We start from the raw sequence: 19,472 nt of genomic DNA on the forward strand, positions 1-19,472 counted from the left end.
AGCGTGCCTTCTGGGCCCTTTCGTCAGCCATGGACCACACGGTCTGTAGTTTTGCGGCGGGATAATGTTTCGCATGAACCAACTCGATGCCCTTCGCCAATGGACCACCGTGGTTGCCGACACCGGTGACTTTCATCAGCTTGCCCAGTTCAAGCCGCAGGACGCGACGACCAACCCGTCGCTGATCCTCAAGGCCGTGCAGAAGCCCGACTACCGGCCGCTGCTCGACGAGGCCGTGCACGCCCACAAGGGCCGTCCGGTGGACGAGGTGATCGACCGGCTGCTGGTGCGCTTCGGCACCGAGATCCTGTCGCTGGTGCCCGGCCGCGTGTCGACCGAAGTCGACGCCCGCCTGAGCTTCGACACCGCCGCCACGCTGGCGCGCGCCGACCGCATCGTGGCGCTGTACCGCGCCGAGGGCATCGACCCCGAGAAGCGGCTGCTGATCAAGATCGCCGCCACCTGGGAAGGCATCGAGGCCGCGAAACAGCTGGAGCAGAAGGGCATCCACACCAACCTCACGCTGCTGTTCTCCTTCGCCCAGGCCGTGGCCTGCGGCGCAGCCGGCGTGAAACTGATCTCGCCCTTCGTCGGCCGGATCTACGACTGGCACAAGAAGTCCGCCGGCAGCGCCTGGAACGAAGCCGCCAGCGCCGGTGCCAACGACCCCGGCGTGCAATCGGTGCGTCAGATCTTCGACTACTACAAGCACCACGGCATCGCGACCGAGGTCATGGGCGCGAGCTTCCGCAACATCGGCCAGATCGCCGCGCTCGCGGGCTGCGACCTGCTGACCATCAGCCCCGACCTGCTGGCCGAACTGGCCGCCACCGACGCGCCGCTGTCCCATGCGCTCGACGCCGAAGCCGCCAAGGCGCGCGACATCCCGCGCGTGGTGCTCGACGAGCCGGCCTTCCGCTTCGCGCTCAACGAGGACGCGATGGCGACGGAGAAGCTGGCCGAGGGCATCCGTGCCTTCGCCGTCGACGCGGTGAAGCTCGAGAAGCTGATGGAGGCGCAATGAGCGCCCGCACGGGCGTGCGTTGCGATCGCACCGCGGCCTGGAAGCAGCTGCAGGCGCACTACGCCGAAACCGGCCGTGACTTCGACGTGCGCACGGCCTTTGCCGCCGAGGGCGCGGCGCGCTTCGAGGCGCTGAGCGAATCCGCGCCGCACGTCTTCGCCGACCTGTCGAAGAACCGGATGGATGCGCGCACCGAAGACCTGCTGCTGGCGCTGGCGCGCGAGTCCGGCCTCGAAGCGCACCGCGACGCGATGTTCGCCGGCGAACCGATCAACGGCACCGAAGACCGGGCCGTGATGCATTTCCTGCTGCGCGCGCCGGCCGATGCGGTGACCACGTGCAAGGCCGAGCTGGCCGAGGTGCATGCCACGCTCGACGCGATGCTCGCGTACGCCGAGGCGGTGCGCTCGGACCACACGATCACCGACGTGGTCAACATCGGCATCGGTGGCTCCGACCTCGGCCCGCAGATGGCGGTGCTGGCGCTCGATGCCTTCACCGCGCCGGGCAAGCGCTTCCATTTCGTCTCCAACGTCGACGGCCACGAGCTGGCCGGCGTGCTCAAGGGCCTGGCGCCCGAGCACACGCTGTTCGTCATCGCATCCAAGACCTTCACCACCGCCGAGACGCTGGCCAATGCGCAGTCGGCCAAGCGCTGGTTCACGCAATCGGGCAGTGTCGACGTGGCGCGGCACTTCGCCGCGCTCACCACCAACGTCGAGGCGGCGCGCGCCTTCGGCATCGAGAAGACCTTCGGTTTCTGGGACTGGGTCGGTGGGCGCTACTCGCTGTGGTCGGCGATCGGCCTGCCGATTGCGCTGGCGATCGGCGCCGACGGCTTTCGCGAGATGCTGGCCGGCGCGCACGCGATGGACGAGCATTTCCGCACCGCGCCATTGGCGCAGAACCTGCCGGTGCGCCTGGGACTGCTCGACGTCTGGTACCGCAACTTCCACGGCTTCACGAGCCGCAGCATCGCGCCCTACCACAGCGCGCTCAAGCGGCTGCCGGCCTACCTGCAGCAGCTCGAGATGGAGAGCAACGGCAAGCAGGTCGACGCGAGCGGCGCGCCGCTGCCCTTCGGCACTTCGCCGGTGCTGTGGGGCGAGCCCGGCACCAATGGCCAGCACGCCTACTTCCAGATGCTGCATCAGGGCACCGACGTGATCCCGCTGGAGTTCGTCGCGGTGCGCGAGGCCACGCACGATCTCGAAGGGCACCACCCCAAGCTGCTGGCCAATGCGCTGGCGCAGGCGCAGGCGCTGATGGTCGGAAAGGCGGACGAAGGCGGGCACAAGAATTTTCCAGGCAACCGGCCCAGCACCTTCTTCGTGCTGGACCAGCTCACGCCGGCCTCCCTGGGCGCCTTCCTCGCGCTGTACGAGCACCGCGTGTTCACCAGCGGCGCGCTGTGGGGCATCAACAGCTTCGACCAGTGGGGCGTGGAGCTCGGCAAGGTGCTGGCGCGCGACATCGAACCACGGCTGGCCTCGGGCGACGTGGCGGGGCTCGACCCGTCGACCGCGGGGCTGCTGCAGCGCCTGCGCTGACGCTCTTCCGCTCCGCACAAGGAAGGCCGCGACAGCGGCTTTTCTTTCGCCCGCTGCGTGTAGCTTGCGGACGTGGTCGTCGACTTCTGCCTGAGCCGGGCGGCGCGGCCCCGCCGCCCTTGCTACTTGCTTACTTGCCTTGAGCCGACTGCAGCACCGGGTTCTGCATGGTCGAGACGACCTTGCTGTTCACGCGCGAGCCGCTGGTCACGTTCTGGTCGGGTGCGGCGGCGGCGGCCATGGCTTCCTGGTAGACCTGGGCCGGGTCGCGTTGCGAGGTGAACGGGTCCGGACCGCGCGAGCCGCGCGTCACGTTCTGGTTCGGCGCGTGGGCGGTGTCCACGGCTTGCTTGTACACGGCTTCGGAGTTGGCCGAGGAAACGAACGGATCGGCACCGCGCGAACCGCGGGTCACGTTCTGGTTCGGTGCGTGGGCGGCAGCGACGGCTTCAGCATCGACTTCCGCGCGGTTGCGGCCGACGGATGGCTGGGCCTGGACGGCGGTGACGGCGAGCACCGCGAACGTGGCGGCGAGGGCAAGTTGCGAGATCTTCATGATGGGTTCCTTGCGGCGAGTTGTTGGAGGGAGTCGGCCCGTGCATGCGGGATAACCCTGACCAAGTCTCGCGGGATCAAAAGGCAAACCCGTGACGGCCCCAGGCGGCGGTGGGTTGCCGACCGGGGCGGCGACACGTTGCACGGGCTTCTGGTACGGAAGTTCTTGCACCGGGCCCGGGTACCCGCAATGGCACACGCTGTACCCCATGGCGTCACGGCCTGTGGTTCGGAGTCCAGATTCACGAGCAAGGAAGCCGGGCGCTGTGCGAGCTGGCGGCAAGGGATCATCGACAAGGTGAGCGCCGGCCCTGAACGCCCTCGGCGTCGACGCGCCGAGTCAAGGGGGCTCCCGTACATTTTGATTCATTTTCCTGACACGACGCCCCGATAGCGTGACGCTCTTTGAATTGGAGCAACAGGTATGCGTGGCATGAAAAAGAGTGTTGGCGCGTTGTCGCTGATGGCGCTGCTGACGGTGGCCGCTTGCGGCGGCGGAGGTGGCGGAGGCGGGGTCGCCTCTCCTACCCTGCCGCCGGCCAGTGCGCCGTCCACGCCACCCACCACGCCGGCGCCCCCCGCCACGCCGGCCGCCACCACGCTGCGCATCGGCATCCTTCCCGATACCCAGGGCAGCGAATCGGGCGTCGCGCTGCATCCGATGAAGGCCATCCTCGATCTGTACGAGAAGTCTGGCGTCAACGTCGTATTGGCCGTCGGCGACCTGGTCGAGAACGGCACGGCGAGCGAATACAAGCTCTGGCGCGAGATGGCCGAAAAATACCGAAGCAAGATGACGATCCTTCCGATCATGGGCAACCATGACCCCAAGGGGATCGACCAGGACTGGTACGACACCGTGGAGTCGTTCATCCCGGCAGATGCCGAGCACATGCCTGGGTCGCGCAACAAGAACTACGTGGTGGTGCGCGACAACGTGCTGTTGATCAATATTTCCTACGGCTGGATGGAACGGGCCTACGATTTCGTCGAGGCCATGGTGACCAAGCACGGCCCGAAGGTGGATCACATCATCCTGCAGACGCACAACTCGTTCGCCGGCAATCGCTATGGCCTGGTGCGCGAGAACATCGTCGACGGCAGCATCTCCATCGTCAACGACGTGAAGTTTCGCGACGCCTACGACAAATACCGCAAGCTGCTGGCCGCACACGACGTGATCTATGTTTCAGGCCACGAGCATCACTATTCGCGCAGCGTCGTGCGGGACGACAACGACCTGGCCTTCACGCAGATCGTCTCCGGCAATTCGGCCTACAAGGGCTACGAAACCCGTTTCGGCGAGCACGAGCGTATCCAGAGCATGCTGATGTTGAAGGTACAGAACGAGGCGACGGGAAGCATCGATGCCAATGCTTCGATCTTCGAGATCACCGGGCCTGCCATCGACTACCGCTCGTACTACGTGACCCATTCGGTGTTCAGCAACACCGATGCGCCCCAGCAACTGGCAACGCCCGAATGGAAGATGATGGATCGCTTCGTCCGCACCAAGGACCGTTGCGAGAAGGTCGTGTATCCGACCAGTGTGCCGGCGCACGTGCAGCGAAACGGCCTCTACGATTCGTCCTACCGCACCAGCGCATGCACATCCGCCGGAGGCAGCCGCGCCCGCCTGCTCGACGGCCGCAACGACACCTTCAACCGACATGACACGCGCACGCGCGCGATGAGCGCCACGCCGGGCTACTCCTTCGCGAGCAGCAATCGGGAAATGGAATCGATGATGTACCGCTACATGTTCATCCGCGACGAGAGCTTCAGCCCGAACCTGAACAACAGCCAACGCGCCCGGGTCGTCAACGAGGGCACGCCGGACGAGGAGGTCGAAGTGCGCGGCACCACGATCGACTTGAAGAAACTGGTGTCGCTGAACTGGAAGGCTGCCGGTGTGGACACCCTCTCCGATCAATTGCTCGTCAGCGGGATCGTCGGTCAGGATGGGACCTACATCGATGCCTATGGACGGCCCAAGGACATGCAGACGGCAACGGGTCTTGCCGGCAGCTTGGGCGACGGGACGGAAGGGGGCAAGGTCCCGGTCAGGCTGCCTGCGCACGCCAAGAGAGGATGGGCACTGGAGAACGACAAGACCGGCGACAGCTACGTGCTTGAGTTCTCGCTGCCCAAAGATCGATCCGTTGCCGATACCGTGCTGGCCAGGTACGACGCTTCTTCCGGCAAGTGGATCGCCCTGACCACGCCCACCTGTGTGAGCAAAGCCGCCTACCAAAGCGCCTATCTCACCACGTTGCCGGGTGATGTCGATGCATCCTGCGGTGCATCCACCGTCGTCGTCGGCTACGACGCACAGGCATCGACCTATTGGGCGCGGCTGAACCAGGATGGCCGGTTCGCCATCATTGCCAGGCCGTAAGCCGATCACGGCCACGCGGCATGTCCGCGTCGCGTGACCCCGGGGAGTTTGCACGGTGCCAGCGCTCCGACGGGGTGATCACCTGCAACGATTTTGTCGAAGGCTCCCGCCGTAGACCCGGACAACGCCGCAGGGCTTGGAGCATGTCGGCAGGAGAGGGCGTCAGGCCGGTCGCCCCAGACCTCGGCCAGGTTGCGGAAAGCACCGGGTGATGGCGAATCCGCTGGTTCCCCAGGGAAACTCGCTGTGGCGCGCTTCAACGAACGTCAGCCCGATCCGGTGCTGACGCCATGGTGAAATGAAAAAAGCCCTGCAGCTTTCGCTGCAGGGCTTTCGGGTCGGGAAGACCGCAATCAGTTCGCCCCCATTCGTGGAACACCGCGGAACCGGCTTCGCCGGGCCGCAGGTGTTGCCCCCGGTAGGGGGAGGGCAAGGCGACACGAAGTGCCGCGCAGCCTCGGGGGGCGAGCCAATCACATCCCCATGCCGCCCATGCCGCCCATGCCACCCATGTCGGGCATGCCGCCGCCGGCGCCAGCTTCATCCTTCGGTGCTTCAGCGACCATGGCTTCGGTCGTCAGCAGCAGCGAGGACACCGAAGCGGCGTTCTGCAGTGCGGTGCGGGTGACCTTCGTCGGGTCCAGGATGCCCAACTCGAGCATGTCGCCGTAGGTGTCGTTCTGGGCGTTGAAGCCGAAGTTGCCCTTGCCGGCCAACACAGCGTTCACCACCACCGAAGCTTCGCCACCGGCGTTGTTCACGATTTCGCGCAGGGGCGCTTCGACGGCCTTGAGCACCAGCTTGATGCCGGCGTCCTGGTCGGCGTTGTCGCCCTTGACCGAGTCGCCCACAGCTTGCTTGGCACGCAGCAGCGCCACGCCGCCGCCAGCCACGACGCCTTCTTCCACTGCAGCGCGGGTGGCGTGCAGGGCGTCTTCGACGCGAGCCTTCTTTTCCTTCATTTCGACTTCGGTGGCAGCGCCGACCTTGATCACTGCCACGCCGCCGGCCAGCTTGGCCACGCGCTCTTGCAGCTTTTCACGGTCGTAGTCGCTCGAAGCTTCTTCGATCTGCACGCGCACTTGCTTGACGCGGGCTTCGATGTCACCGGCAGCGCCAGCGCCGTCGATGATGATCGTGTTTTCCTTGCCGACTTCGATGCGGGCTGCCGAGCCGAGGTCGGCCAGGGTCACCTTTTCGAGCGTCAGGCCGACTTCTTCAGCGATGACCTTGCCGCCCGTCAGGATGGCGATGTCTTCCAGCATGGCCTTGCGGCGGTCGCCGAAGCCAGGGGCCTTCACAGCCACGACCTTCAGGATGCCGCGGATCGTGTTCACGACCAGGGTCGCCAGGGCTTCGCCTTCGACTTCTTCGGCAATGATCAGCAGGGGACGGCCCGACTTCGCGACTTGTTCCAGCGTGGGGAGCAGGTCACGGATGTTGCTGATCTTCTTGTCGTAGAGCAGCACGAAGGGGTTGTCCAGAATCGCCGATTGCTTTTCCGGGTTGTTGATGAAGTAGGGCGACAGGTAGCCGCGGTCGAACTGCATGCCTTCGACGACGTCGAGTTCGCTGTCCAGCGACTTGCCGTCTTCGACGGTGATGACGCCTTCCTTGCCGACCTTGTCCATCGCGTCAGCGATGAGCTTGCCGATGGTTTCGTCGCTGTTGGCCGAGATCGAGCCGACTTGAGCGATTTCCTTCGACGTGGTCGTGGGCTTCGAAGCCTTCTTCAGCTCGGCGACCAGGGCCGTGACAGCCTTGTCGATGCCGCGCTTCAGGTCCATCGGGTTCATGCCGGCAGCCACCAGCTTGAAACCTTCGCGAACGATGGCCTGGGCCAGCACGGTCGCGGTGGTGGTGCCGTCACCGGCGTTGTCCGAAGTCTTGGAAGCCACTTCCTTCACGAGCTGGGCGCCCATGTTCTGCAGCTTGTCCTTGAGTTCGATTTCCTTGGCGACGGACACACCGTCCTTGGTCACCGTGGGGGCGCCGAACGAACGCTCGAGCACCACGTTGCGGCCCTTGGGGCCCAGGGTCACTTTGACTGCGTTGGCCAGGATGTTCACACCCTCGACCATGCGTGCGCGGGCTTCGCCGCCGAAGACGACGTCTTTTGCTGCCATGTTGAATTACTCCGAATGGATTGAATGAATGGAAAGAAGGAAAGGAGAGACTCAGCTCGCGACAACCGCGAACAGGTCGTCTTCCTTCATGACCAGCAGCTCGTCGCCGCCGACCTTGACGGTCTGGCCGCTGTACTTGCCGAACACAACGCGGTCGCCGACCTTGACGGTCAGGGCGATCAGTTCGCCCTTGTCGTTGCGCTTGCCCGGGCCCACGGCCAGGACTTCGCCTTGATCGGGCTTCTCGGCGGCTGCGTCGGGGATGACGATGCCAGAGGCGGTTTTGGTTTCGCTGTCAACACGCTTGACGATCACGCGATCGGCCAAAGGACGAAGGTTCATTGCATCTCCTGGAGGGATATAGAAACGGGGGTTGTCGGGGCGTCGGCCACAGGCCGGGTACCCCATCGCCTGGAAAGCGCGTTGTTAGCACTCGGTCTTGGCGAGTGCTAATGATACGGGCTTTTGGTGAGGTTTCAAGGGCGGACCCAGTCTGGGTGCGAAACATTGCCGGGTGTCGATTTTCAGGACACCTTGAATTTTTTGCAGCTTAGCTTGAACTCGGGTGCCGGAGTGACCATTGCCGCTCGCCGCTTGACCGTGCCAGTGCGTAGCACGTGGATGCTGCGACGGCGACAGGCGAGCGGGGGCTGAGCGGAGTTGAGTACGACAGGTCCAATGCCGGCTTCAGACTGGTCGAACGCGGCCCCACGCAAGTTGGCCCGCGCGGCCCGCACTGCCACTTTCCGCATACGCACCGCTTCGCAGTAGGGGGAACCGCTGCCTGCTGCCCGCATATGTTGCTACGATTGGTAACGATGGTGCGACTTTGTGTGTCGTTCCCAAGCAAGAAAAATGAGCCGCATATGTCCTTTGAGAATCTCTCGATTGGCCGCCTGATCATCCATGAGATATTTGCGCGTGGAGCAGATAAAGCACTAGTTCCGCCCAACTATGGCGGCCAACTTCTCGAACTCCCGCAGGATGCTCGGGATGCGCTGCAGGCTCGTATCACCAATGCCCTTGGAAAATCGTCGCACGGCGTTGAGATGTCGATTCGAGACAACGGGGCCGACAGCACTTGGAACAGGGCAAAAGAGATCGTCGAAGCGCAAGGCAACGATGTTCGGTTCGTCAACCTCTCCCAGAACATCGCGAGCAAGCTGGCCGTAGCTCAGAGCAATCGCACGATCCCCGGCGGCATCGTCGTGGTGATTGAAGGCACTTGCGGCAATCCCTCCAGATCATTTATGTGCGTGATCAAGGCTGAACCTCATGGCGGCTTCACGAAGCGGCAGGCCGGTCAGAATCTCACCTTGGAGTACATCAAGGACCTTATCCTCACGCCGCAGGCCAAGCTCTACAAGATCGGCGCATTCCTGCGCGCTGATCAGGCCGCTGCCACCGTCCAACAGCCCACCAATGGCTGGAAGGCCTTCCTGTTCGATGACCTGATCACTCAAGGTAACAAGCTCTCTGCGGCCCAGTATTTTTACGAGAGCTTCTTGGGTTTGGAATTCCCATCTAATAGTGCATTCCAGACTAAGCAGTTCCACGCACTGACCAAGGATTTCATCCGCAATGCCAATGTCGATACTGAAAAGAAGATCGACCTCCTCAATGCTCTGACGACGTATCTCAAAACGGATCAGTCAGCCACAATACAGGTGGACGCCTTTTCGCAGAACTACTTGGGGGATGCGGCCCTCCAGGACGCTTACACAGCCTATATGGAGCAGAAGAATTTCCCCGAAACTGCTATCCACAAGGACCTGTCAGAAGTACAAAGCCAACTGCGACTCCGCAAGCTAACTTTTGGCCATGACATCAAGCTGACGGCCCCTGCGGACCAGTTCGAGAACTACGTGCGGATTGAAACCATCGATGGTGATGCTGATGAGCACGGCAACGTGCCGAAGTGGACCAAGATCACAGTGCGAGATCACATCAGAGACCAAGAGTGAACGAGCAAGACATCCTCACGCGATGGGAAGCTGACAAGCCTTTATATCGGGCTTGGGCAAAACTCATCGCGCGGGAAATTGAAGGGCGACTAGTCCCTGCCATTGCTCCCGCACCCTTGGACTACTTCTTGAAAGTGCCTATGGTGCCTCGCCTCAAAGGCGACACCAGCCTGATCGACAAGGCGCTTTATCGCAACAAGCCCTACAAAAACCCGTACGAGGAAATTACTGACAAGTTGGGAATGCGGTACGTGGTGCTGCTGACAAGTCACATCACAAGGTTCGGCTCCATCATCGAGAGCCCCGAGTGCGAAGTCTTTTGGTCTCAAACCAAAGACAAGGATTACGAAGAAGAGCGGCTAGCCAAGCCCCTTGAGTTCTCCTACCAGTCCGTTCACTATGTCTTGCGATCCAAGGCAGGCCTTTCCATCGATGGTGTCGATCTTCCCGAAGGCCTTGCGTGCGAGGTTCAGATCCGCACGCTGTTGCAGCACGCTCACAGCGAACTCACCCACGACACGCTCTACAAGCCCAAGACAACCGCCAAGCCTTCGGTACGACGCACCGTCGCCAAGAGCATGGCCCTCATTGAGGCCACGGACGAGTTCTTTGTGCGCGCCATGGAAGACCTCACCAGTGCCAGCGAGCCTCAGTGGCAGCTACTGGACTACCTGAGCCAGGCATACAAAAGAGGCACCGGTATTGAACCCGGACAGGAGCGCTCCAACCAACTCGTGGTTGATGCATTCATGGAACTGCTACCGCAAGACGCGGCAGCTCGAATCAACGACTTGCTCACCACCAAGAGCTATATCTTTGACAGGATCAAAGAGCAGAAGGGCCAACGCCATTTCTTCAATCAACCTGCAGTGCTCTTGGCCTACTTCCTAGCGGAGACGATGCCTGCTCGGACCCGAGAGCACTGGCCAATCGAATCGGATGATCTAGCAAAGGTTTTCGCCGATCTGGGAAAAAAGTTCAACTGATGACGCGTGAGCTTGCTTTCGTGAGTTGAGCGCTCAGGGCTACCAGCTGACAGTCGGTGCCAATAGCTCTGGGTCCGCTTCAGACTGGCTGCTGTCGCTCAAGCTCGGCAGCCGAATGACAGCTGCCGCCGAAACCGGGCGATCACCGTCTCGCGTGGCCGCGGTCCGCTCTACTGAGGAAGCCTACGCCTTCGCCCGGTGAAGAGCTTAAGCAGACTCAGGTGTCGCTTGTCCGTCGATGCCCCGGTTCCATGCAGGAATCGCGTGAACCATGTGTAGACATCCGCCAGCCGCTCACTGAAGCCATCGGCAATACAGGCTAACAAGTTGAGGAGGCGAATGGCCTACATCGTGGTTTGCATCGCCACCCGTTGGGGTAGCGCCCTGGGAGGCATCAACGTGTTCAACACGGGGTTGGCGACTGGCATTGCCAAGATTCTGCCGAAGCCTAGCGGGTTTACTTGGCTTGTAGGGGGCGATGGCTTGGGGCTCCAGATGCCCCGGGAGCCTCATGCAAGGTGCTCCGTTGCGCCGACAGCGCTGCCGTAAAGCGTCAAGCCCCGGCGCCACCTGCTCTTTAATTTACAGGAGATGCAATGCCTGAGAAGAACAGGGTTCCCCCCTTGCCAGAGGGATACGACAGCTGGCTTGAGTACGCCGTCGTCACCTTCGATACACGCGGTGCAGAACTACTATGGCTTTTTGACGATGAGGTCTCCGTAAGCCGCGACGAGATCAGGTCGGCTCTTTGGGCCGACTTCAACGCTCTGCGGAAACGAGCTGGGCTTCCGCCGATGGATCCCGAGGATCGACACAAGCACTAGCCGCTCATGTGCCTTCTACCAGCTACCGGTGACGCTGATGCAGCAGCGCTGATCACCCGATGCTTCGGAGCGATTAACCCCGCACGAGGCAGAAACTGATCCACGGAATTGTTGGCGTGGCCAGGGGGCATCAAGGTGACGACATAAGTCGCTCACCATCCTCGGGATTCGGCCAAGTCGAAATAATAGTCGCCACGTACGTAGTCTGCCCATGTGCGGTACAGCGAAATGAACATGCCCACAACGGCAGAGATGGCGACCAAATAGCCGATCACCGTCGATAGCTCGGGATTTGGCAGTTTTGCCATGCTGTGCACGATGCTCATCAGGTGATACCAGAGCATGGCCCCGATGAGCGGAACGACCCCAAATAATGCAGGTATCAAGCAGCGTAAGGGGTTGGGTGCGCGTTTTTTCATGATCTTTCCTTAAAAGTGAAGTGCCGACCATCGCTGTGCGACGGTCGGCGAGTGACTTACTTGTGCGTGCCGTACGGCGATTGATTTGTGGGTTTCAATGAAACCTTTTCAACACTTGCTTTGGACTGCACGGAACTCTCGCTGCGGCCCATCTTGAGACCGATCACCCGCGTCGGCGTGTTGCCAGCCGCGAGAGTTTTCAGTTGCTTGACGTCGCCAGCTGACCAGCTCTTGCCATGATTCGAAGGTGTCTTTGCCATTTTTTTGGCTCCTCATTCGGTTGAAGAATGGCCAAGGCGGATGCCTCGGCCCCTTCCGACTACCGGACAGTCGGACACCGACCTCCAAAGGTCGGGCGCTCCCGCCTCTTGCGGGCCTACGCGAACAGCGGCAGCTGGCCGGGCTGAGAGCGCCAGTGCTGGCAAACGTCTTCCCAGCGACCAAGACGAAAGCGGGGGTAGGCGCGCACGAACACGCTCTTCATGGAATGGTGTGACATTTCTGTCCTCCAATCTGAAGACCAAAGGGTTTTGGCTTGTCCCGCACACCCCGAAGCGATTAAACTCCGGCGTCTTCCCCAAGACATGTGTGCAGGTGGTTTGGTAGACCCTTATTCACCTCACCGGAGGCCGCGAAGTGTTAGACGCACTTCGTGGCCTTTTTTCATAGCGCTTGCTGCCTTTGCAACTGTCGCAGCCGATACTGAGCGGCAGGGATTGATACTCCGAAAAATCCCGCCACCTTCGTCGCTGTGAGAAGTGATCGAGCTTTGATGACCTTCAGCGGCATGGTCATCTCGGCTGAAAACTGGTCGGCTTGCCACTCAGAATCGATGTATGCCTTGGCCTCCACGTTTTTGCGAGGCAGCGTCTTGGTGTGCTGCAGCATGAAGTGCCCAAGTTCGTGGAAGATAGTGAACCGGGTGCGCGGATCGTTGCGGCGAGCGGCTTGGTATGTCTGACTCGTCAGCATGATGGTGGCGGTTTCCGGAATGCACACTGCTTCTACGCCTGCCATCATCAAAGTGAAGTCGTCGTCCTCCATGACGTCGACCGTCAATCCGTATTGAGAAAGTGATTCGAGAAAAGGCTCGAGGTCGACCTTCCCGTCGGGTAATTTGAGGAAGCCGCGGACTCCCTCAGCCGCTTGACGAATGTCGACCACCCGTCGCGGCGGGACGATGTGGCCGCGAAGTTGGTAGGGTTCAGGTGTAGCGGTCATGTCTTTTTCCCTCCTTCCGAAGCCGACAGCAGGGCGGCCATTTTTTCAAGCGTCTCCGCGTCCATCGAGGAGCGCGCAAATCCAGCCACGAGCATCTGGTGCTGCGGCGACAGTCCATCGATGGGGACTGTCTTATTTGCTACATCAGCAAGTTGTTCAAGGTTGCCAACGTGAACGCTGCGCGTAGCAAAGTAAGAGCGAACTCGGCCAACCAGGTCGGCAGGGACCTTTTTCCGGCCGGTCTCGATTCCGCTGAGGAAGGCCGCGGTTACGCCCAAGGCGTCTGCCATCGAGCCGAGCGTCTCGCCGGTGTCGATTCGCGCCTTGCGAATCGCTTTTCCAAAATCTGTGAGTGCCATGGTCTAGGTCCTTGTGGTTTGCAGCTGCCGTGTGGAGTGTTCTGATTTTAGTTTCGATATTTAACCACAAAGGTAAATTTATGCGCAAGAGCCTTCGCATTCCACAGGCTCCGCGTGGGCCGCAATGGCTAGACTCAGCGCTTCCCATGTTTTGCCGGGACGTCATGTCGCGTGTGCACAGGCTTTGAATGACCGTTCCCGAGTTTTGCTTCTTGTGGCTCGATTGGTGGCCTTTTTGCATGACCAAGTCAGAGTGGTCCGGCTGGGCTCAGGCGATCTTCTCTGTCGCGGCGATCGTTGCTGCCGTCTGGATCTCTGAACGGCAGCAGCGGAAGCTCAGGCAGGCCGAACTTCGGGGCCAGACTGAGATTCGTCTGGCGCTTGTGAGGTCCTGCTACCTCGCTTGCGATGAGGCGGCACAGACGATGCTGTACATCGCGAGAAATCTTCGCAGTAATGTTGGCAAGCCATTCCGGCTTCGAACTGAACGCGTCGTCAATTTGCTCTCTAGCTTTCAAACCCTGCTCAGCAAAGACGTGCCGCCTGAGTTGCTCCGCGACCTTCTGACCGTGCAACGTGAGCTTTCCTATTCTGAGATGGCGCTAAGGCAACTGTGGTCGGCAAACCTGGTTTCTGCCAAGCGTGCCTCGGCCGCTGAGGATCGCGCCGCACGAGTGAGCGCAGCTTTGGACGCGCTGAGAAACAGGCATCAACTCAGCACGTGGCTTGAGAGTCAGAGGGAACCCGGTGTCGCAGGAGCTGCCATCGATTTGAGTGAGATGCTGGAATAGCCTCCGCATCGTCTCAGTCCTGCTGTCTACCTTGACCAGCAGCTCCGTGGTTTAAGCCATGCCGGAAATTTCCATGAGGGCGGACAAACGGCCGATCTGCTAGCACCAATCAAGAAGGAGGCATGATGCATCATCAATGCAAGTTTGTACGTCCGCCTTGCACCGCGCTTTGGCGCCAACACCTGCCTGGAGACAGGATGCACATAACGAGTCTGGCCATCCACGCGTTTCGGTCTTTCGCGGACCTCGGTTCCATCGAGTTCTCATCGATGAACGTGCTACTGGGGGCAAACAATTCCGGAAAATCCACGATTCTCAAGGCGCTTCATCTGTTGCAGCAGAACTCGGTGTCGCCGTCTGATGTCCGATTGGCCCATACCGAGGCGGTCATTCGCATCGGTCTCGCTGGCATAACAGCAAAGGCCCTCGCCGTGCCGACTGTTGTGGCGGATACGGGAGTCGCCGTGGTCGAACTTAAAGCCAACGCAGAGCGGAGCTCGGGAAGCGTCAGCCTGACTCTCGGGCTGACTGGTGGCGCACAGCAGGGCTTCGGTCAAATTCCCAATCGAGACCCGGATCATCTGATCATCCCCTTCTATTCGAAGCGTAAGACCGTGATCTACAGCCGGGATGTGAGCCTCCCCGCCGTCCGAGCCATATCGGGTAGTCTGGAGCATCTGTCCGCGAAACTTTCGAGGCTGGCGAACCCTCACTTCCCTGGCTACGCAGCATACAGCGACGCGTGCCAAGAGATCTTGGGATTTGTGGTTACGGCCATCTCCGCTGATGGCGGCCAGGAGGCCGGTGTCTACATCGACGAGCAAACCACGCTGCCGATGAGCCAAATGGGAGAGGGTGTGCCCAACATCGTTGGCTTCCTCTCGGACTTGGCGACCGCGCAGGGGAAGGTTTTCCTGATTGAGGAACCTGAAAACGATTTGCATCCGGCCGCACTAAAGGCGCTACTCGAACTGATCAAGGTGAGTTCCCAGCGCAACCAGTTCTTTGTCTCCACACACTCGAGCATCGTCGTTCGCCACTTGGGGTCCCTGCAGGGGTGCAGACTCTTTAACATCACCGCGCCGCGAGGACAGCTCCCCCCCGTCTCGGAGATATCACTCGTGGAAAACACAGCGAGCGCGCGTCTCGAAGTTCTGCGAAACCTCGGCTATGAGCTCTCCGACTTTGATCTCTGGGATGGCTGGCTAGTGCTTGAGGAGGCTTCGGCGGAGCGCGTCATCATCGAATGTCTGATACCGCACTTTGCACCACGAATGACGCGCGTGCGCACGATCTCGGCGCGCGGCATCGCTGGTGTAGAGCCGGCCTTCCATGATCTGCACAGGCTAGTCCTCTTCACGCACTTGGAAGCTGCCTATACCGGGCGTTGCTGGGTTCGTGTAGATGGGGACGCTCCGGGCAACGAGACCGTTCTTAAATTGCGCAGGGACTTTCCCACCTGGCCCCAGGGGAGCTTTGAGACCTTCGGGCAAGAGGATTTTGAGCGTTACTATCCTTCCGTATTTCAGGAGACTGTTGACACCGTTCTTGGCATTGCAGACAGACAGGAGAAGCGCCGTGCCAAGAAAGAGCTGCTCTTGTCGGTGCTCCAGTGGTTCGCGGACGATGTCGCGCGGGGCACAAGGGAGTTTGAAGTTTCCGCTTCAGAGATCATCGCGAGCCTGCGCCGAATGGAAGCACGGCTACAGTGAACGTTCGAAACGGGACTTCGATACAGTTCGAGAACTCAAGAAGCCTAAATCGATGTCCACGATTCCGGCAGCAGCCCACTTCCGCCAGACGAATTCGAATCCAATTTGCTCGGAAAGCGGCTTAGTTCGCATGACCCCGTGGTCCACCCGTACGGGTTCACTCCAGCCAACATCCATGGAGCTGTGGAGCAAGATGGGTATCGAATCGCGCTGCTGCTGCTGGACCGCAGAGGCTAAAACGGCTGACGTGAGCACGCAGCTAAAGTGGCGTGGCTAGACTCGCCGCCGTCCACGCCCGGGCGCCGGTTCGGATGTTCTAACGGATCGCAGCGGCATCGCGCTCGACTAGCTCGACGAAACGGGGAGTTGTTCGGTGGGATGTTAGGCGCTGCGCTTGTTTCTGCGGACGCGTCACCGTCCCGCGAAGATCCACGCGGCAAGCGTCGTTTCTGCGTAGGTCAGGTGAGCGCAGCCCGTACTGAGCCAAAGGCCGTTGCGCCAGCGTTACGCGCCATCGGCGGTGCCACGTACTTGATGTTCGATGAGCTCAGAGCCTTGTCGTCGATGCGCCGCAAGAAAGTCGCGTATTTCGTCACGGCATAGCCGGCGCCAGCCATCTCGGAATGCACCGCCATCAAGTGCTCACGCATTGCATCCTTGTCACTCCACGACCGCATCCCCACCCGGTCAACGAAGTGAACGACGCCGCCCGGTTTGAGAACTATGCGACCAAGGGTGTAGCAGGCGGCTTGCAACCGCAGGCGGTAGGCGGGCATCTCGCTGCCATCAAAATCGACATGCATCTTGCCGAGCTGCTCCGCAATAGCGCCAGGCCGTGCACCGGTGAGCCAGCACACAAGAGCGTCTACATCGCGTGGAAGGCAGTCCGATAGCGCGGGGTCAAATACATTGATGTGAGCGATCCGAACCGCAGGGCCGTTGGCCCAGTCGATGGTGCGCATTTCGCGCGCATCGATGCGCTCTGCGGCAATGCCGCTCATTTGAAGATACTCCAATGCCTTGTCGATCATCGGCGCGTTTTCTTCGACGCACAGGATGCGGCATCCAGCTTTGACCAAGCTCAAAGTGCTGGCGCCGGAGCCGCAGCCGATTTCTATAGCAGTCGGTGCATCACCCAATTGTTGCGCCATCCATGTGTAATGCCCGTTTGCCGCGAAGTGGGCGGCTGAGGTCGACCACTCGTTAGCATATTCCTCGTGCGTCATTGCGCGGCCGAAGTTCGGATTGATTGCATTCATGGATCTATTTTAGGTGGCGGATGCCGCGAGATCTGCCGCAGCCGGCCAGCGCGAGGGACGGAAAATTCAAAGTGAGTTGAAAAAAGTGCCGGGGGATTCAAGGTAACGTGACCAAGCAGTTCAAGTTGTCGTGCCTTGGCGTGCGGTATGTGGGTATGTGCTTGATCGAGCAGGAACACCGATTCAACATGAGCTGACCATCGACACCGGGCATGCAGAGACAACGCGGTGGAGCAGTGCGGGCCTCGTCCGGCCTCGTGGGACCCGACGCGAACTGGTTTGCGCCATCGGCGCCCGCCACGTCAGCGTTCAGTCCAAAGAAATACGCGCCTCGGCCGCAACGTGCTTCCACTTCGCCACGTCGGTGCGGATCACCTGCTCGAACTGCGCCGGCGTGTTGGCCACCACGGTGCCTCCCAGTTCTTTCAGACGGGCCTGAAGCTTGGGGTCCTGAAGGGCCTTGACCGAGGCGGCATGCAGCTTTTTCGTGATATCCGCGGGCAGGCCGCGCGGTGCAAGGAGGCCGTTCCATGCCACTGCGTCATAGGGCCGAATGCCGGCTTCCTCGAAGGTGGGCACGTCGGGCAGCTCTGGCGAACGGGTGCGCGACGCCACAGCCAGCGGTCGCAACTGGCCGGACTTGATGTAGGGAAGGGATGATGGCAGCGGCTCCCAGATCATGGCGACCTGACCACTTATCACATCAGTGAATGCTGGGCCGGCGCCTTTGTAGGCGACGTGCAGGATGTGCGCGCCGGATTGCGATTTGAGCAGTTCCATCGCCAGATTGCCGAGACCGCCCGCGCCGGAAGATGCATAGCTCAGCGCGTCCGGCTGCGCTTTGGACAGCGCGATGAGTTCCTGGAGATTGGCGACCTTGACATTCTTGTTGACGCTGAGAGTGCCCGGTACGGTGACGATCTGGGTGATCGGGGTGAAGCCCTCGACCGGGCTGTAAGGCAGCTTCTGATACACGGCGGGATTGGTGCCGTGGGTGCTGGAAGATGCCAGCAGCAAGGTGTAACCGTCGGGTCGTGCATCGGCAACGGCGCGCGTGCCGATGCTGCCGCCGGCACCGCCCTTGTTGTCCACAATGATGCTGACCTTGAGTTCCTGCCCGAGCTGCTGGGCGAACAGGCGACCGATCACGTCGGCGGTGCCGCCAGGCGGGAAGGGCACGACCAAGCGGATGGGCTGGTCGGGGTAGCGCGGTTGCGCCTGGACAGCGGGCGTGACCACCGCGACGCAGACGGTGCTGAGCGCGGCGATCAAGAACTTCCGGTGGCTTGCTTTCATGGTGCTTTATCTCCTATAGCCGAATGAGGGGCTGCAGACTGGTGGGCCAGCCAATCGCCGACGAGGTCAGCGATGTCATCGCTGTTGCGATCGGACATGCAGAAATGCGAATTGCCAAGGATCTGCTGCGCAGGCAGGTCGAGCGTGTGGCCAATCTGGCCCCGCGCGATCAATTGCTGCCAGTAGTGCTCGGCCTGACTGCGGTAGTGGCGCCAAAGCGCATGAGCCTCGAAGTGGTCGCCCCAGACCACGAGGTGCGGCGCCACTGGCAGGGCGGCATCCACCGGCACGCCGGTGGGCTCCACGGCAACCACGGCACGAACCAGTCCGGGGCAGCGGCGCGCGATGTGCGCGGCATAGCCTCCGCCCTGGCTGTGGCCAATCAGAAAACAGGGGCCTGTCTGCTCCACCAGGGCCTGATAGGCCGCGAGGGCCATGTCATCGTGGCCCGTCCAGCGCGGTACGAACTGGCGGGCGAAGGCGTCGAACGCGTGGACGGGGAACTGCTGCGGCGTAAATGCGCGGCGTTGCGCCAGGTTGGCGTGATAGCCACCCGCCGGACCCAGGCGAAAAACCGACCAGGCATCCTCTTTGGTGCGAAACAAAGGAGGTTGCTCGAAGATTTGCGGCACCATTGCCCAGGAAGCGCGTCCACGCTCGGGACCGTCGGAAACCAGCACGTCGAATCCGGCTTGCAACAGTCGCCATAGCCAGCCGGTTCGGCCGTCGGGCGTGGCTTCCCACTGCGCTCCCGTCATGCCGCCGCCATGCCATAACAGCACAGGCCAGGGATGCCGAGGGCTGGCCAACCGGTACTCGGTCACGTAAAGCTGACCGACGCTGTAAGTGCCGTTCAAGTCCACCGCCCTCGCCCCTCCGCCCAACACGACTTCGCGTTCGGTCACTGCGACGCCAGAGAGAACGCGATCCGAGCCCCCAAGATGGCGGCTTTTGATGGACTTGAGAATGATCTGGGACATGGGCTGGC

The 19,472-nt window shown here is 61.3% G+C and carries 18 protein-coding genes; 7 read left to right on the top strand and 11 right to left on the bottom strand.

Going from position 1 to position 19,472, the window contains the following annotated elements:
* Nucleotides 1-73 precede the first annotated feature (73 nt).
* Both tal and pgi read left to right on the top strand, forming a co-directional pair.
* Nucleotides 74-1,024 carry a transaldolase gene (gene tal / locus ACSFBC_RS15670; RefSeq protein ID WP_435511270.1) on the top strand — a complete coding sequence of 317 codons (951 nt, stop codon included), beginning with the start codon at nucleotides 74-76 and terminating at the stop codon, nucleotides 1,022-1,024.
* Nucleotides 1,021-2,574 (top strand): glucose-6-phosphate isomerase, encoded by a 1,554-nt coding sequence (pgi, locus tag ACSFBC_RS15675; protein ID WP_435511271.1) that lies wholly within the window; start codon nucleotides 1,021-1,023, stop codon nucleotides 2,572-2,574. Before tal ends, pgi begins: the two co-directional genes overlap by 4 nt.
* A gap of 130 nt (nucleotides 2,575-2,704) precedes the next feature.
* Here the strand turns inward: pgi and ACSFBC_RS15680 are convergent, their stop codons facing one another.
* Nucleotides 2,705-3,130, bottom strand: a complete 426-nt coding sequence (locus ACSFBC_RS15680; RefSeq protein ID WP_435511272.1) for a hypothetical protein — start codon at nucleotides 3,128-3,130, stop codon at nucleotides 2,705-2,707.
* Nucleotides 3,131-3,562: 432 nt separating this feature from the next.
* Here ACSFBC_RS15680 and ACSFBC_RS15685 point away from each other — a divergent pair, with 432 nt between their 5' ends.
* Entirely contained in the window at nucleotides 3,563-5,527 is a 1,965-nt protein-coding gene (locus ACSFBC_RS15685; protein ID WP_435511273.1) for a metallophosphoesterase family protein, read from the top strand.
* A gap of 473 nt (nucleotides 5,528-6,000) precedes the next feature.
* Here ACSFBC_RS15685 and groL read toward each other — a convergent pair whose 3' ends face one another.
* Both groL and ACSFBC_RS15695 read right to left on the bottom strand, forming a co-directional pair.
* Complete coding sequence (gene groL, locus ACSFBC_RS15690) at nucleotides 6,001-7,653, bottom strand: chaperonin GroEL (RefSeq protein ID WP_435511274.1); 1,653 nt, start codon at nucleotides 7,651-7,653, stop codon at nucleotides 6,001-6,003.
* 51 nt (nucleotides 7,654-7,704) lie between these two features.
* Nucleotides 7,705-7,995 carry a co-chaperone GroES gene (locus tag ACSFBC_RS15695; RefSeq protein ID WP_183026119.1) on the bottom strand — a complete coding sequence of 97 codons (291 nt, stop codon included), beginning with the start codon at nucleotides 7,993-7,995 and terminating at the stop codon, nucleotides 7,705-7,707.
* A 524-nt stretch (nucleotides 7,996-8,519) separates the two neighbouring features.
* Between ACSFBC_RS15695 and ACSFBC_RS15700 the strand changes: the two genes are divergently transcribed.
* On the top strand, nucleotides 8,520-9,617 hold the full coding sequence (locus tag ACSFBC_RS15700; RefSeq protein ID WP_435511275.1) for a nucleoid-associated protein: 1,098 nt from the start codon (nucleotides 8,520-8,522) through the stop codon (nucleotides 9,615-9,617).
* Complete coding sequence (locus ACSFBC_RS15705) at nucleotides 9,614-10,603, top strand: GTP pyrophosphokinase (protein WP_435511276.1); 990 nt, start codon at nucleotides 9,614-9,616, stop codon at nucleotides 10,601-10,603. The genes ACSFBC_RS15700 and ACSFBC_RS15705 overlap by 4 nt, the downstream gene beginning before the upstream one ends.
* A gap of 976 nt (nucleotides 10,604-11,579) precedes the next feature.
* Here ACSFBC_RS15705 and ACSFBC_RS15710 read toward each other — a convergent pair.
* The 5 genes from ACSFBC_RS15710 to ACSFBC_RS15730 all read right to left on the bottom strand — a co-directional run bounded on the left by ACSFBC_RS15710 (nucleotide 11,580) and on the right by ACSFBC_RS15730 (nucleotide 13,426).
* A complete protein-coding gene (locus ACSFBC_RS15710) occupies nucleotides 11,580-11,846 on the bottom strand; it encodes a hypothetical protein (protein WP_435511277.1) in 267 nt (88 codons plus the stop codon).
* Nucleotides 11,847-11,902: 56 nt separating this feature from the next.
* On the bottom strand, nucleotides 11,903-12,106 hold the full coding sequence (locus ACSFBC_RS15715; RefSeq protein WP_435511278.1) for a hypothetical protein: 204 nt from the start codon (nucleotides 12,104-12,106) through the stop codon (nucleotides 11,903-11,905).
* A gap of 116 nt (nucleotides 12,107-12,222) precedes the next feature.
* Nucleotides 12,223-12,345 carry a hypothetical protein gene (locus ACSFBC_RS15720; protein WP_435511279.1) on the bottom strand — a complete coding sequence of 41 codons (123 nt, stop codon included), beginning with the start codon at nucleotides 12,343-12,345 and terminating at the stop codon, nucleotides 12,223-12,225.
* Between the two features lie 164 nt (nucleotides 12,346-12,509).
* On the bottom strand, nucleotides 12,510-13,067 hold the full coding sequence (locus ACSFBC_RS15725) for an ImmA/IrrE family metallo-endopeptidase (RefSeq protein ID WP_435511280.1): 558 nt from the start codon (nucleotides 13,065-13,067) through the stop codon (nucleotides 12,510-12,512).
* On the bottom strand, nucleotides 13,064-13,426 hold the full coding sequence (locus ACSFBC_RS15730) for a helix-turn-helix domain-containing protein (RefSeq protein ID WP_435511281.1): 363 nt from the start codon (nucleotides 13,424-13,426) through the stop codon (nucleotides 13,064-13,066). Before ACSFBC_RS15730 ends, ACSFBC_RS15725 begins: the two co-directional genes overlap by 4 nt.
* A 188-nt stretch (nucleotides 13,427-13,614) precedes the next feature.
* Between ACSFBC_RS15730 and ACSFBC_RS15735 the strand changes: the two genes are divergently transcribed.
* Together ACSFBC_RS15735 and ACSFBC_RS15740 are read left to right on the top strand one after the other, a co-directional pair.
* Nucleotides 13,615-14,217 carry a hypothetical protein gene (locus ACSFBC_RS15735; RefSeq protein ID WP_435511282.1) on the top strand — a complete coding sequence of 201 codons (603 nt, stop codon included), beginning with the start codon at nucleotides 13,615-13,617 and terminating at the stop codon, nucleotides 14,215-14,217.
* A gap of 197 nt (nucleotides 14,218-14,414) precedes the next feature.
* Nucleotides 14,415-15,929 (top strand): ATP-dependent nuclease, encoded by a 1,515-nt coding sequence (locus ACSFBC_RS15740; protein WP_435511283.1) that lies wholly within the window; start codon nucleotides 14,415-14,417, stop codon nucleotides 15,927-15,929.
* A gap of 458 nt (nucleotides 15,930-16,387) precedes the next feature.
* Here ACSFBC_RS15740 and ACSFBC_RS15745 read toward each other — a convergent pair whose 3' ends face one another.
* From ACSFBC_RS15745 to ACSFBC_RS15755, 3 genes are all read right to left on the bottom strand, one after another.
* Nucleotides 16,388-17,188: a hypothetical protein gene (locus tag ACSFBC_RS15745; RefSeq protein ID WP_435511284.1), complete on the bottom strand. Its 801-nt coding sequence runs from the start codon at nucleotides 17,186-17,188 to the stop codon at nucleotides 16,388-16,390.
* Between the two features lie 309 nt (nucleotides 17,189-17,497).
* Nucleotides 17,498-18,484 (bottom strand): Bug family tripartite tricarboxylate transporter substrate binding protein, encoded by a 987-nt coding sequence (locus ACSFBC_RS15750; protein WP_435511285.1) that lies wholly within the window; start codon nucleotides 18,482-18,484, stop codon nucleotides 17,498-17,500.
* Entirely contained in the window at nucleotides 18,481-19,464 is a 984-nt protein-coding gene (locus ACSFBC_RS15755) for an alpha/beta hydrolase (protein WP_435511286.1), read from the bottom strand. Before ACSFBC_RS15755 ends, ACSFBC_RS15750 begins: the two co-directional genes overlap by 4 nt.
* Nucleotides 19,465-19,472: the final 8 nt, after the last annotated feature.

It is taken from the genome of Variovorax frigidus, assembly GCF_051216515.1.
Classification (GTDB): Bacteria; Pseudomonadota; Gammaproteobacteria; order Burkholderiales; family Burkholderiaceae_C; genus Variovorax.